Here is a 12,778-nt window from a genome sequence, read left to right on the forward strand (position 1 = left end):
CGGGCCTGGCCGGCGCGTTCGCCGATTCATGGCTTGGCGCGACCGTGCAGGCCATGTACCGCTGCCGGGTCTGCGGCAGCGAGACGGAGCGCGCCGTCCATTGCGGCTCCGCTTCCGAGCGCATCCGCGGCTTTGGCTGGATGACGAACGACGCGGTCAACCTGCTGTCTTCCTTGATGGCCGGGGCGCTGGCTGCCTTGCTCGGGGAGCTGCTCTAGCCTCGAAGACAGAGAAATGGCGGGAGGGTTTTTTCAATCCAAAGAAGAGCCGAATGAAAGCGCTGCTTCCATTCGGCTCTTCTTTCCTTCAGCAGCCTTGGCTGGCCGTGAAGTTTTCCAATTAAAACAACTTTGCTGACACTTGCCATTTCCCATGAAAAAAGCGTCCGTTCAAGCAGTTTGAGCTGCCTGTACGGACGCTTTTTGGAATGAAAGCTTATTTGGCCGAAGCCGTCAATTCCTCCAGCTGGCTGATAACGCTCTCGAACACGCTCATCGCCTGCTCGATCGGCTCCGGCGAGCTCATGTCGACGCCGGCCTTCTTGAGGATGTTGATCGAGAAGTCGCTGCCGCCGCTCTTCAGGAAGCCGAGGTAGCGGTCCACCGCCGGCTGTCCTTCCTCCAGAATCTGCTTGGCGAAGCTGGTGGCGGCGGAGAAGCCGGTCGCATATTTGTACACGTAGAAGCTGTTGTAGAAATGCGGGATGCGCGCCCACTCCATCTCGATGTCCTGATCCACGACCATGCCTTTGCCGTAGTAGAGGGCGTTGAGGTCGTAGTAGATCTTGGACAGCTCCTGGGGCGTCAGCGATTCGCCCGCTTCGGCCTTCTCGTGGATGATCTTCTCGAACTCCGCGAACATCGTCTGGCGGAACACGGTCGTGCGGAACTGGTCCGCGTAATAGGTCAGGAGGTACATCTTCTCCTTCGGATCCGTGGATTTGTTCAGCAGGTAGTCCATCAGCAGCGCTTCGTTCAGCGTGGACGCCACTTCGGCGAGGAAGATGGTGTACTGCGCGTCGCGGTACTTCTGGTTGCCGTCGGAATAGTACGAGTGGAGGGCATGGCCCATCTCGTGCGTCAGCGTGAACATGCTGTTGAGGTTGTCCTTGTGGTTCAGCAGCACGTACGGATGCGTTCCGTAGGCTCCCCAGCTGTATGCGCCGCTGCGCTTGCCTTCGTTCTCATAGACGTCGATCCAGCTGTTGGAGTAGCCTTCCCGAAGCGCCTTGCCATAGTCTTCGCCCAGCGGCTTCAAGCTCTCCGCTGTGATTTTCTTGGCCTCGTCGAACGTGATCTTCATGTCGAACTCGTCCACGAGCGGGGCGAACAGATCGTACATATGCAGCTCGTCGACGCCGAGCAGCTTTTTGCGAAGCTCCATGTAGCGGTACATGAGCGGAAGCGACTTGTGCACCGTGTCGATCAGGTTCGTATAGACCGTCTTCGGAATGTTGTCTCCATAGAGAGACATCTCGAGGACGGAAGGATATTTGCGCGCCTTGGCATAAAAGACGTTCTTGGTCACATTCGAGCTGAGCGTCGAGGCCAGCGTGTTTTTGAGCTTGCCGTATGTAGCGTACATCGTCTTGAACGCGTCCTCGCGGACCTGGCGGTTGCGGCTCTCGAGAAACTCGATGTAGCGGCCGTGGGAGAGCTCGACTTCCTCGCCCTTCTCGTTCTTGACCTTGGGGAACTTCAGATCGGCATTGTTCAGCATGCTGAAGATCGTCTGCGGCGAAGAGCTGATGTTGCCGACCTGGGCCAGCAGCGATTCTTCATTCTTGGAGAGGACATGGGCTTTCTGGCGCTTCATCTCCTCCAGCGTATGGCGGAAAGGAGCGAGCTCAGGATCGGCGATGTAGGCATCGAGCTTGTCGTCGGGAAGGGCGAGCACCTCAGGCGTAATGAAGCTGAGAGCTTCTCCGGCTTCGACGCTCAGGCGCTGCGATTTTTCGGACAGGGCCTGGAATTCGGGCTCGGCCGTATCCTCGTGATGCTTCATGTTGGCATACACGTACAGACGCTCTACATGGTAGCCCAGATCGTCTTCCAGCTCGAAGCAAGCTTTGAGCTTGGCGGCGTCGCCGAGCGTGCCCTGATAGGAAGCGACGGATTTAAGCTTGGTCTTGGCTTCCTGATATTCCTTGTCCCAGGCTTTCTGGTCGGCGAAAATGTCTTCCAGCTTCCAGCGGGATTCAGGCGCGGTCTCGGAACGTTTCGGTACTTGGCTCATAGTCGGCCTCCTTGTCGGGGTCTTGGATAGGGCCTGAGCGGGGGGCGGGAACGCCCCGCCGGCTCCGGATCGGGACAGGACCGCTTCGCTCTGTTCGGAAATCCGCTGGGGACTTCCAGGCAGCAGGCTGAGGGACAGGAGCAGCGGAATCCATTTCATGATATGACCTCCAAACCAGGCATAGTCTGCCTAGTATGGCATGTCTTTCCCCTCGTTATGTCCCCAGGCTGAACAAGGTCATGACAACGACGAGGAAAGCGAATGCCACGAGCACGATGGCGGTCAAGGCGAGCGGCTTGCGCAGCCGCTCGGGGATCTGGTTCCGGCTCATGAGGATGACGGCCCCCAGGACGAAAGCGGAAAGAATGAAAATGGCAGCGGAAGTCGTATCCATCGCTAAGGGTTGCCTCCATTGCGGATTGCTGACGGCTGCCTGCATGGGCGGGAAAGCCGGCGCGGCCTTGCATAGGGGCAGGACAATAGACAACGCGCAACCGCTCGGTTATCCCATTCGGTGCGGAGCGCCGTTTTCCTGCCGGATGTTCGGAACGGTCAGACTTCGCGGAGCGCTTCCAGGATGGCGGTGCGCTCTTCCTCTCGTCCGACGAAGTCGCTTGCACGGAACCTGTTCTCCGCCCAGTGCATCATTTCGGGACGGGATACGAACGTAAAGCATTCTTCGCCCCACTGGTCCGATATTTCCCTGGCGATGAGCGTTTTTCCGTGGACCTCCACATTGAGCATGTTGTATTTGTCGCGTTTATAGATCTGATGCTTCTTAATCACGTGGCTTTTGTCCTCCCGTTATTTGTTATCCCTTCATCATAGCGTTAAAAAAAGGCTGGAAATCAACCGCCGGATCGGTTAGGATCTAACCATCTCCAGAATATGGAGATTCTGCCGGCGCCGAGAGAGCGCCGGAGAAGAAGAGCGGAGGAGAAGCAGAATGAGCTTGGGAATGGGAATGAAGCCTTACGAGCAGCAGGGAGTCGCCGTCACTTGCCGGAGCCTCGAGGAGTACATGGCCATGTTCGGGCTGTCCGGGGAGGACCTGGCTGCCGGCGAGATCGCGGATGTCGCGGGCGGAGCCTCGTCGTTCACCGCGGATGCGGCTGCGCGCGGCTATCGGGCAGCGGCATTCGATCCTACGTATGGAACCGCTGTCCCTCAGTGGCATGAAGCTGCGCTTGCGGAGATCGACGCGTCGACGGCCAAGCTGGAGCGGCTGAAGAATCAGTTCGACTGGAGCTATTACGGCGATCTCGACCGGCACCGGTCGGGCAGGATGGCGGCGCTCGGGCGGTCGGCCGCAGATCGGGCGCTGCCCGGAGCGGAGTACCGCTACGTCGCGGCAAGCCTGCCGGAGCTTCCGGCGGCGGACGGGCGGTTCGCGCTTGTCGTCTGCAGCCACTTCCTGTTTTTGTATGCGGAGTCGTTCGGCTACGAATTCCACCGCCGTTCGCTCCTCGAAATGATGCGCATCTGCGCGCCGGGAGGCCGCGTTCTGGTCTACCCGCTGCTGTCTCTGCGATGGGAGCCGAATGCGGATCTGGAACGATTGATGGAAGCGGTTGCGGCTGCAGGCGGAATCACGGAGCTCATGCCGTCCCGACTGCCGTTCATCCCAGGCTCCGACCGGTTTTTGCAGATCTCGATTCCGGTACGGTAAAAAATGGATTTAACCGTTCCGGCTCGTTGCAATCGGCATGGCTGGTGTGTATAATGGGCTTATTCGCCGCTCTCCAAGGCGGCGTCATTTTAGGAGGTTGTTCATTTGAAAGGAACAGTTAAGTGGTTCAACGCAGAAAAAGGCTACGGTTTCATCCAAGTCGAGAACGGTGAAGACGTATTCGTTCACTTCTCTGCTATCCAAACCGACGGCTTCAAGTCGCTGGACGAAGGTCAAGCTGTAGAATTCGACATTACGGACGGCAACCGCGGTCCTCAAGCTGCTAACGTCGTTAAACTGTAGGTTTATAAGATCCGCTTAGGCGGGTTTGCTTCTAATAGAGCAGAACAAGGCCCCCTCAAGGGGGCCTTGTTTTTTTTGCGCCTTTTTTTTAGTTCCGGGAACAAGCATGGATGGCGAGGATGCTGGCCGATGCCGTCAAGGCTAGGCCGGAGGCGATGTAGAAAAACGGAGCGCTGCCCAGATGCTGGAACCAGTAGCCCCCGGCGAGGCCGCTGATTACGCCGGCGATTCCCGTCCATACGACAGCATACAGCGCCATTCCGGAAGCGCGGTATTGATCGGGAATGACCGTCGCGACATAACGGATGGCCGTCGAGAAAAAGATGCCGAACGATACGCTGTGCATCAGCTGCGTCAGCAGGAACAGCGACGGATCCTCGATGCGGGCGTTGAGGAAAAAGCGCACGGCGTACATAGCGGCTGCGATGGCAAGCAGCGGAAGCTCCTTGAACCGGCTGCCGTACCGTCCAAGCAGGAACAGGACGGGAATTTCGCTTAGCGAGGACAGCGACCATGCCGCCCCGACAAGCGCATCGCTCGCGCCGCGCTCGCGCATGGCGAGCGCGAGGAAGCCGTCGTTCATCCGGTGGGCGACGGAAAGGACGAGCACGATGGAGAAGAAGGCGATGATGTCCGGCCTGCGGACAAGCTTGACGAGGCCGGAGAAGTCCATTTTGCCGCTCGCTCCGCGATAGTCTCTCAGCTGCCATGCGATTACGAGCGACACCGCCGTCGTAATCAGCGCGATCGATACGGTCGCTCCCGTTCCGGTGAGCTTCAGCACCAATCCGATGGCATAGGCGGCCATGCAGAAGCCGAGCGAGCCGAATATGCGGATAAGCGCATAAGGGCGTCCCGTATGGGGAGCCGACATCAGAAGCAGGCTGTCCGAGAGCGGGTTGACGGGAGTCTGGCACAGATAGAAGGCGGCCATGACAAGCGCCACCGGACCGAAGGCGCTGAGCGGAAGAAGCAGGGCGGCGAAAGCGAGCTGCCCGAACAGCAGGGCGAGAAGAATGCGGCGGATCGTGCGGTATTTGTCGCTCAGCGCCCCTGCGACAAGATTGGCTGCGATCGACAGCATCGGACCCGAGGAATAAATGAAGCCGATTTGCTGGCTCGAAAAGCCCTTGTCGATGAAGTAGAGCGGGAAATAGGAGACAAGGACAGCCTGGGTAGCATAGATGGAAAAGCAGAACGCCCGAAGTTTCCAGGCTTCCCGGGCTGCTGCTCCGGGCGCCATCAACGTTCGGGAGGCGGTCATGTCGGACATGTGCCAAGCTTCACTCCTGTCGTTGTCATTATTCCGTCCGCAAGAACTCTTGAAAGTATAGCATGGACGGTCGGCAAGGCGACATTGTTTTCAGCTTCGGCACTGGATTTTAGGGTTTCGGGATGGTAAAGTTATTTTGGAGGTTTACCATGGGGAATCGTTATTTCCGTACGGACAGCCGGCTCGGAATCCCGCTTCCGTCGCTGGACAGGCGGTGGGAGGAATACGAGGCCGGCGAACAGCTGTTCATCATCGAGCAGTGGGAGCTGATCCGCGGCCGCATACCGGATCTGGTCAAGGCTTTCGAGGACAGGATCCGGGACAAGCAGGAGATGCTCGAGGACGAGGATGACTTCAGCCATTCCTGCATCCTGAACAGCGAGATCGCCGAGCTTGCAAGCCGGATCAACGATCTGCATATCTGGTACCGCGTCAATCAGGAGATTGAACTGCGGCGCCATTCCTAAGCAAATTCGGGAGGCGCCATACATGAGCGAACGAACATTGACAGCCGGCAAAGCGCCGGCAGAGCCATTGCGCCTGATGTACCGGGTGTACAAATACGCGCTTCCGGACGTCTCGGCGGAGCTCGAGAGCCTCAGGCAGCGCGCCGAGCGCATACCCGATCCCGAGCTCCGGACGCAGGCTCTGAGCAGCATGAAGGAAAAGAGGTTCCATTGCCAGGGAGGCTCCGTATACGCAATCGCGGATCCGGCTTCCCGCAAGGTCCTCATACCGCTGATCGTCGCGCTGCAGACGATCAGCGACTATCTGGACAACTTATGCGACCGAAGCACATCGCTGGATGCCGACGATTTTCGGCTGCTGCACCGCTCCATGCTGGATGCCGTCGATCCCGACGCGGAGCTGACGGATTATTACGCGCTGCGGACGGAGCGCGACGACGGCGGCTATTTGCATCATCTGGTGCGCACCTGCCAGCGCCAGGCGGCCATGCTGCCCGGCTATTCCGCCGCGCAGCCGGAAGTATCCCGCTGGTCGGCCTCTACGGCGATCTGCAGGTGTACAAGCATATCGCCAAGGATTTGCGGGAGGAGAAGCTGCTGGCGTGGTGGGAGCTGCACCGGCGGGAGTACCCCGAGCTCCGGTGGAACGAATTCGCCGCGGCGACGGGCTCGACCCTCGGCATGTTCACGCTGTTCGCCGCCGCTCTGGATCCGGCTCTGACGCCGGAGAGAGCGGCAGAGGTCAGGAGGGCTTACTTCCCCCATGTATGCGGGCTTCATATTCTTCTGGACTACTTGATCGACCAGGAGGAGGATCGCGAGGGCGGAGACCTCAACTTCTGCAACTACTATAGCGGAACGGCCGAGGCCGCCCAGCGGATCGGAGAGATCGTCCAACGGGCCCGCGAGGATATCCGCAGGCTGCCGGAGCCCGGCTTCCACCGGATGATCGTTGAAGGGCTTCTGGCTCTTTATTTGTCCGACCCCAAGGTCAGCGGCCAGCAGGATGTCCGCAGCGTATCACGCAAGCTGATGAGGCGCAGCCCGCTGACCCGCTTGTTCTTCTTCATGAACAGCGTGGTCATCCGCCGCATCCGCGCCTAATAACGAAGCTGTAAGCCATTTTTCAAATAAATATGCGTCATTGGAGGATTTACACATGTCAGCTGTTAAATCGATTGCTGTTCTGACCAGCGGCGGGGATTCCCAGGGAATGAACGCTGCCGTGCGCGCCGTGGTGCGCAGCGCCCTGTATTACGGACTGGATGTATATGGCGTCCAGAGAGGCTACCAAGGCTTGATCAACGATGACATCCGTCCCATGGACCTGCGAAGCGTCGGCGATATCATCCAGCGCGGAGGCACGGTGCTGCAGACAGCCCGCTGCAAGGAGTTCCTGACGCCGGAAGGCCAGCAAAAGGGGGCTGACGTCCTGCGCGAGCGGGGCATCGACGGACTAATCGTCATCGGCGGGGACGGCTCTTACCAAGGTGCGAACAAGCTGAGCAAGCTCGGCATCAAGACGATGGCATTGCCGGGCACGATCGACAACGATATCGCATATACCGATTTCACCATCGGATTCGATACGGCCGTCAGCATCGTCGTGGACGCCATCAACAAGCTGCGCGACACGATGACCTCGCATGAGCGCTCGTCCATCGTCGAAGTCATGGGCCGCCATTGCGGCGATATCGCTCTCTATGCCGGTCTGGCGAGCGGAGCGGAGACGATCATCGTGCCCGAGGTGGAGTACGATCTGGACGAGGTGTCCCGCCGGATGCAGGACAACTTCAAGCACGGCAAGCGCCACAGCATCATCGTCGTCGCCGAGGGCGCGGGCAAAGGCGAGAACGTCGCCCAGCATATTACGGACTGCTGCGGCATCGAGCCGCGCACGACCGTGCTCGGCCATATTCAGCGCGGCGGGGCGCCGACCCACAACGACCGCATCCTTGCGAGCCAGCTTGGCGATTTTGCCGTACGCCAGCTTATGGAAGGCCATTCGGCCAAGTCCTGCGGCATCATCAAAGGCGAGCTGACCGCGACCGACATCGACCTTGTCGTCAACACGAAGAAGCCGTTCAACATGGAGCTGTACAACCTGGCTCTCCGCTTGTCCCAATAACAAGTGTTGCCGTTCAAAGAACCAAGCCCTGTCCTGCGGCCCTAAGCCGCAGCGGCAGGGCTTTCTGGCAGCCGGGCGCTGAGTAGGCCCCTAACGACGACATCTCTCAAGGAGGAATCATCTATGTTCCTGTATAAGATCGAGATTCAGCTTGAACAAGGGCAGGCGCATCTGATCGTGCTCGCCGCGACAGACGAAAAGGCGTTTTCCTACGTGGAGAGCCATGTGCAGCGGCATTTCCTGAAGGTTCCCGAGATGACCTCCATCGCAATCGTGGAGAAGAAAAGGACGGAGCCGGGCAACGGCTATGTGATCGAGGGATAGCGGCGCGGAATGCGGAATGAAAAAGGTCAGCAGCCTCATGGAGGCTGCTGACCTTTTTTTTGCGGGTGGAAGCGAAGTCATCGCCGCTTCCTCCGAATCGTTGGGAATGAGTGCGGTTATTTGAAATTGGCGCTTTCGGTATAGCTGTTGCCTGCATTCCAGAGCAGGTATTCCTCGACGCCCGTATCGTGCAGCGCCTTGATCTGGGCTTCCACTTCGGTTTTGCCGTACTTGATATAATGGCCCTTGCCGAGCCAGCTGGCGGTGAAGTCCTGGATCCATGGCCGGATGACGGGCTTGTAGCTGCCGATCGGATCGAGCTTTTTGTGCGTGTCCACCATCGAGCCCTTGATGACCTGGTAAGGACTCGTGTCGGGGTTCGAGGCGCCGAACCAGCCGGTGGAATAATGGCTTGGATAGACCATCGGGCTGATTACGTCGACATACTTGGAAATCTTCACGAAATCCTGGCCGATGCCTTCCGCTGCCGGAACAGAGGCGGCGTAACCGAAGATGTCGACCGATACCCTGACGTTGAGAGGGGCCAGCTGCTCTCTGGCGTACTTGACGAATCCGGCGACCGCGTCGACGCGGCTGATGTCGGTCTTCTCATACTTGAGCGTGTCGGCTTTCTTCTCGAAGCCTTCAGGGAAGCGGACGTAATCGAACTGGATCTCCTTGAAGCCGAGCTTGGCGGCTTCCTTGGCGACCGCGATGTTGTAATCCCATACTTCCTTGGAATAAGGATTGACGAAGGCATCGCCTTTGCCGTTTTTCCAAAGCGTGCCGTCCGGCCGGACGTAGCTCAGCTCATGATGCTTCTCGGCGAGCACGGTATCCTTGAACACGACGATCCGGGCGATCGGATAGACGTCATGCTCCTTGAGCTGGGACATCAGGGAAGGCATGTCCTTGATGTATTTCTTGGCGGTGCCGAGCTTGAGCAGCTCGGCGTTGTCCGTCGGATACGTCAAGTAGCCGTTGTCGTCCTTGATGTCGACGACCATGCTGTTGAGATCCGTTTTGTCCAGAAGGCTCAGCAGCTTCGGAAGCCGGGCTCCGCCCGCGCTGTGCGCGGTCACGTAGATGCCTTTGACGGCGGGAGCGTCCGGCTGCGGATCCTTTTTGACGTAGTCGCCTCCGCCGGCATCCGGCGCCTGTACTTCTTTGGCCGGAACGGCCATGACTTCCTTGCCTGCGGCGGCGTTGAGGTAGGTGGCCATCATCCCATGGGATGCGTCTGCCTGCTGGCCGGTTCCTCCGGAGAGGAGCTGCATGAGGAGCAGCAGCGTCGAGTAAACCATTTCCATTCTATTCTCTCCCTATGTACTCTTCTCTTGAGATTATAAAACAGAATGGGTATGGCTGACACAAGAAATTTCATGCAAGTTGTTGAATAAGGGCGAATGATGTCTTTATGCAACCGATAAGTGGAAAAGGGATGCATTTGTAAATGCGGACAACCAAAAAACCCGCCTCGAGGAGAGGCGGGCAGCCAGGCGCATTCGGAACGGGATGTTCCTAGTTCCCCGGGCTTTCGCCTTGGGAGACGAAGCCTGCGGGCAGGGCCGGGCATTTAATGCAAAAGCGTTTGTTTCTGGTATTCACAAATGCTTTGCTGGACGATTTCCATTGCATCGGCCGGTTCCAGAACCGAAAATCCGTCCCGCAGGACGATTTTGAGGCCAAGCTCATGCTCCGTGAGGAAGGAATGAAGCTCAGGCGCCAATTTTTCCACAATCCTCGAAAGTTTGACCGTTTCCATATCCACCTTGCATCACCCTTTCTCATCGATGTGTTCAGGGCAGAACGCTGGGCATGAAACATGAACTACGGGATAGGGTCAGTATACCATCTCAAGGCCGCCATTCAAAGGGAAGCGGAGAGAAATCCGCTGCTGCCCAGAGCATCCGTTCAATTCGCATTGCGCCTGAAATCGCCGAGAATGCCGACCGTCTCCACGATATTGACGAAAGCCTTGGGATCGAGCTTGCGCACCATCCGCTTCAGCTCGTCCAGCTCGTAGCGTGTCGTGACGGTCATCAGCATGTCGTTTTCCTCGGAGGTGAATGCTCCCCTCGTGCGGATGACGGTGACTCCCCGGGGCCGCGCAAGCATCTGCTGGAGCATGTCCTCCGTGCGCTTGGTAATGATGAACACGGTGACTTTGAGATGGCGGATATGAATGATATCCACGATTTTCCCGGCGGTAAAAATCGAAATGAGCGAATATAAAGCAATTTCGGCGCTGCGGGTGAACGCGGCGAGAATGACGATCACAAGGCCGTTGAGAAGAAAGATCAGCATGCCGACGGGAAGATCGCGGGTGCGGCTGACGATGGAGGCGATGACGTCGAATCCCCCGGAGGAGCCCCCGGCCCGCAGGCAAAGTCCGGTTCCGAAGCCGAGGACGATGCCGCCGAATACCGATCCGAGCAAAATATCCCGGGCCAGCATGTCGACGGGAATCAGCTGCATGAATAGGGAGGCCGCAGCGACGGAATAGGCGCTCCAGCCGACGAACCGCTTGCCGAGCGTGAACCATCCCCAGATCAGCACCGGAATGTTGAGCACCAGATACAGCCAGCCGATATTGCTGTTCGTCAGATAACCGATCATCATGGAGATCCCGGAAATGCCGCCGCTCAGCAGCTGGTGGGGGATGAGCAGCAGATTGAACGCGACGGCGATCATCAGCGAACCCGCTGTGACGGAAAGCCAGGACAAAGCGGCACGCATTGGTTTCATGAGGACCTCCGATCGGAATGGCATTGTATAGCCTGGGGAGCGAAGCGGAAAGCTATTTGACATGTCCACCCTAGTATGGCTTTGCATGCGGCTGGTATTCATGCATGTCTTTGTGCTATACTAAACAGGATATTTTTGAAGCGAGCTTTACAAAGAGAAGGAGTTTGGATAAGATTTGAAAACATTTGCTGAATTTGGCCTCGACCCTAAGGTGTTGCAGGCAATTACAGAGCTTGGGTTCGAGGAATCCACGCCTATTCAAGACAAGTCCATTCCGATCGCGATGAGCGGCAGCGATATGATTGGCCAAGCACAGACCGGTACAGGCAAGACGGCGGCGTTCGGTATTCCGCTGATCAACAAGATTCCATCCAGCGAAGAACGCATCGTGGCTCTGATCATGACGCCGACCCGCGAGCTGGCCATCCAGGTTGCCGAAGAAATCGGCAAGCTTTCCCGCTTCAAGGGAACCCGTTCCCTTCCGATCTACGGCGGTCAGGAAATCGGACGCCAGATCCGCGCTCTGAAGAAGCGCCCGCAAATCATTATCGGTACTCCAGGACGTCTTCTTGACCATATCAACCGCAAGACGATCAAGCTGGACGATGTCCAGACCGTCGTTCTCGACGAAGCGGATGAAATGCTGGACATGGGCTTCATGGAAGACATCACGTCGATTTTGAGCCTCGTGCCGGAAGAACGCCAGACGATGCTCTTCTCCGCGACGATGCCTCCGAACATCCAGCGTCTTGCCCAGCAATTCCTCAAAAATCCGGAGCATGTTTCCGTTATTCCGAAACAAGTCAGCGCTCCGCTGATCGCCCAGGCTTACATCGAAGTTCACGAGCGCCAGAAATTCGACGCCTTGAGCCGCCTGCTCGATATGGAAAGCCCTGAGCTCGCCATCATTTTCGGACGCACGAAGCGCCGGGTAGACGAGCTGAGCGAAGCTCTCCAGAAGCGCGGCTACTCCGCGGACGGACTGCACGGCGACCTGTCCCAGAACCAGCGCGACAACGTCATGCGCAAGTTCCGCGACGGCAGCATCGATGTCCTCGTGGCGACGGACGTTGCGGCACGCGGTCTCGACGTATCGGGCGTAACGCATGTCATCAACTTCGACCTTCCGCAGGATCCGGAGAGCTACGTTCACCGGATCGGCCGTACCGGCCGTGCAGGCAAGGAAGGAACGGCATGGAGCTTCGTGACGCCGCGCGAGACGGATCACCTTCACTTCATCGAGAAGGTTACCCGCCAGCGCATCACGAAGAAGCCTGTGCCCAGCCTGGCAGAGGCAATCGAAGGCAAGCAGCGCATTACAGCCGAGCGTATCCTTGAAATCGCGCAAAGCGAAAGCTTCCAGGAATACAAAGGCATTGCGATCCAGCTTCTGGAGCAGTACGATTCCGTCAATCTGCTCGCCTCGGCGATCAAGCTGATCACAGGCGAGAAGAAGGATGTCAACGTCGAGCTTACGCCTGAAGATCCGATCCGCGCCAAAAAGCGTCGTCCGGATGTTCGCTCCAACGGCCGCCGGTTCTCCGGCAGCGGTTATGGCGGCGGCAACCGCAGCGGCAGCGGAAGCTCCGGCGGCAGCGGTCCTCGCGGACGCAGCAGCTACGGCAGCGGCG

At 58.2% G+C, this 12,778-nt stretch carries 14 protein-coding genes and 1 pseudogene; 8 read left to right on the forward strand and 7 right to left on the reverse strand.

Going from position 1 to position 12,778, the window contains the following annotated elements; all coding sequences use genetic code 11:
• The coding region (locus BN871_RS20485) for a DUF92 domain-containing protein (RefSeq protein ID WP_048748574.1) at nt 1–218 on the forward strand (218 nt) is incomplete at its 5' end.
• 217 nt (nt 219–435) lie between these two features.
• Here the strand turns inward: BN871_RS20485 and pepF are convergent.
• The 3 genes from pepF to BN871_RS20500 all read right to left on the reverse strand — a co-directional run bounded on the left by pepF (nt 436) and on the right by BN871_RS20500 (nt 3,021).
• On the reverse strand, nt 436–2,235 hold the full coding sequence (pepF, locus tag BN871_RS20490) for an oligoendopeptidase F (protein ID WP_048748580.1): 1,800 nt from the start codon (nt 2,233–2,235) through the stop codon (nt 436–438).
• A 214-nt stretch (nt 2,236–2,449) separates the two neighbouring features.
• Nucleotides 2,450–2,629: a hypothetical protein gene (locus BN871_RS20495; RefSeq protein ID WP_021882110.1), complete on the reverse strand. Its 180-nt coding sequence runs from the start codon at nt 2,627–2,629 to the stop codon at nt 2,450–2,452.
• A 158-nt stretch (nt 2,630–2,787) separates the two neighbouring features.
• Complete coding sequence (locus BN871_RS20500; RefSeq protein ID WP_021882109.1) at nt 2,788–3,021, reverse strand: hypothetical protein; 234 nt, start codon at nt 3,019–3,021, stop codon at nt 2,788–2,790.
• Between the two features lie 160 nt (nt 3,022–3,181).
• On the opposite strand from BN871_RS20500, the gene BN871_RS20505 reads away from it, so the two are divergent.
• Nucleotides 3,182–3,904 (forward strand): class I SAM-dependent methyltransferase, encoded by a 723-nt coding sequence (locus BN871_RS20505; RefSeq protein WP_048748575.1) that lies wholly within the window; start codon nt 3,182–3,184, stop codon nt 3,902–3,904.
• 105 nt (nt 3,905–4,009) lie between these two features.
• Complete coding sequence (locus BN871_RS20510) at nt 4,010–4,207, forward strand: cold shock domain-containing protein (protein WP_021882190.1); 198 nt, start codon at nt 4,010–4,012, stop codon at nt 4,205–4,207.
• A gap of 88 nt (nt 4,208–4,295) precedes the next feature.
• Here BN871_RS20510 and BN871_RS20515 read toward each other — a convergent pair whose 3' ends face one another.
• On the reverse strand, nt 4,296–5,480 hold the full coding sequence (locus BN871_RS20515; protein ID WP_232313227.1) for an MFS transporter: 1,185 nt from the start codon (nt 5,478–5,480) through the stop codon (nt 4,296–4,298).
• Nucleotides 5,481–5,629: 149 nt separating this feature from the next.
• Between BN871_RS20515 and BN871_RS20520 the strand changes: the two genes are divergently transcribed.
• The 4 genes and pseudogenes from BN871_RS20520 to BN871_RS20535 all read left to right on the forward strand — a co-directional run bounded on the left by BN871_RS20520 (nt 5,630) and on the right by BN871_RS20535 (nt 8,399).
• Complete coding sequence (locus tag BN871_RS20520) at nt 5,630–5,947, forward strand: hypothetical protein (RefSeq protein WP_048748576.1); 318 nt, start codon at nt 5,630–5,632, stop codon at nt 5,945–5,947.
• Between the two features lie 22 nt (nt 5,948–5,969).
• Nucleotides 5,970–7,051 (forward strand): annotated as a pseudogene (locus BN871_RS20525) (tetraprenyl-beta-curcumene synthase family protein).
• A 55-nt stretch (nt 7,052–7,106) separates the two neighbouring features.
• Nucleotides 7,107–8,075: a 6-phosphofructokinase gene (gene pfkA, locus BN871_RS20530; protein ID WP_048748577.1), complete on the forward strand. Its 969-nt coding sequence runs from the start codon at nt 7,107–7,109 to the stop codon at nt 8,073–8,075.
• 123 nt (nt 8,076–8,198) lie between these two features.
• Nucleotides 8,199–8,399 carry a DUF3906 family protein gene (locus BN871_RS20535; RefSeq protein ID WP_021881691.1) on the forward strand — a complete coding sequence of 67 codons (201 nt, stop codon included), beginning with the start codon at nt 8,199–8,201 and terminating at the stop codon, nt 8,397–8,399.
• Nucleotides 8,400–8,515: 116 nt separating this feature from the next.
• Here the strand turns inward: BN871_RS20535 and BN871_RS20540 are convergent, their stop codons facing one another.
• From BN871_RS20540 to BN871_RS20550, 3 genes are all read right to left on the reverse strand, one after another.
• Complete coding sequence (locus tag BN871_RS20540) at nt 8,516–9,709, reverse strand: putative glycoside hydrolase (RefSeq protein ID WP_021881692.1); 1,194 nt, start codon at nt 9,707–9,709, stop codon at nt 8,516–8,518.
• A gap of 266 nt (nt 9,710–9,975) precedes the next feature.
• Nucleotides 9,976–10,164 carry a hypothetical protein gene (locus BN871_RS20545; RefSeq protein WP_174806358.1) on the reverse strand — a complete coding sequence of 63 codons (189 nt, stop codon included), beginning with the start codon at nt 10,162–10,164 and terminating at the stop codon, nt 9,976–9,978.
• Between the two features lie 149 nt (nt 10,165–10,313).
• Entirely contained in the window at nt 10,314–11,147 is an 834-nt protein-coding gene (locus BN871_RS20550) for a YitT family protein (protein WP_083436556.1), read from the reverse strand.
• A 175-nt stretch (nt 11,148–11,322) separates the two neighbouring features.
• On the opposite strand from BN871_RS20550, the gene BN871_RS20555 reads away from it, so the two are divergent.
• Nucleotides 11,323–12,778: DEAD/DEAH box helicase (locus BN871_RS20555; RefSeq protein ID WP_048748579.1), on the forward strand; the 1,456-nt coding region annotated here is incomplete at its 3' end.

This window comes from Paenibacillus sp. P22 (genome assembly GCF_000469945.2).
GTDB lineage: Bacteria > Bacillota > Bacilli > Paenibacillales > Paenibacillaceae > Paenibacillus_O > Paenibacillus_O humicus.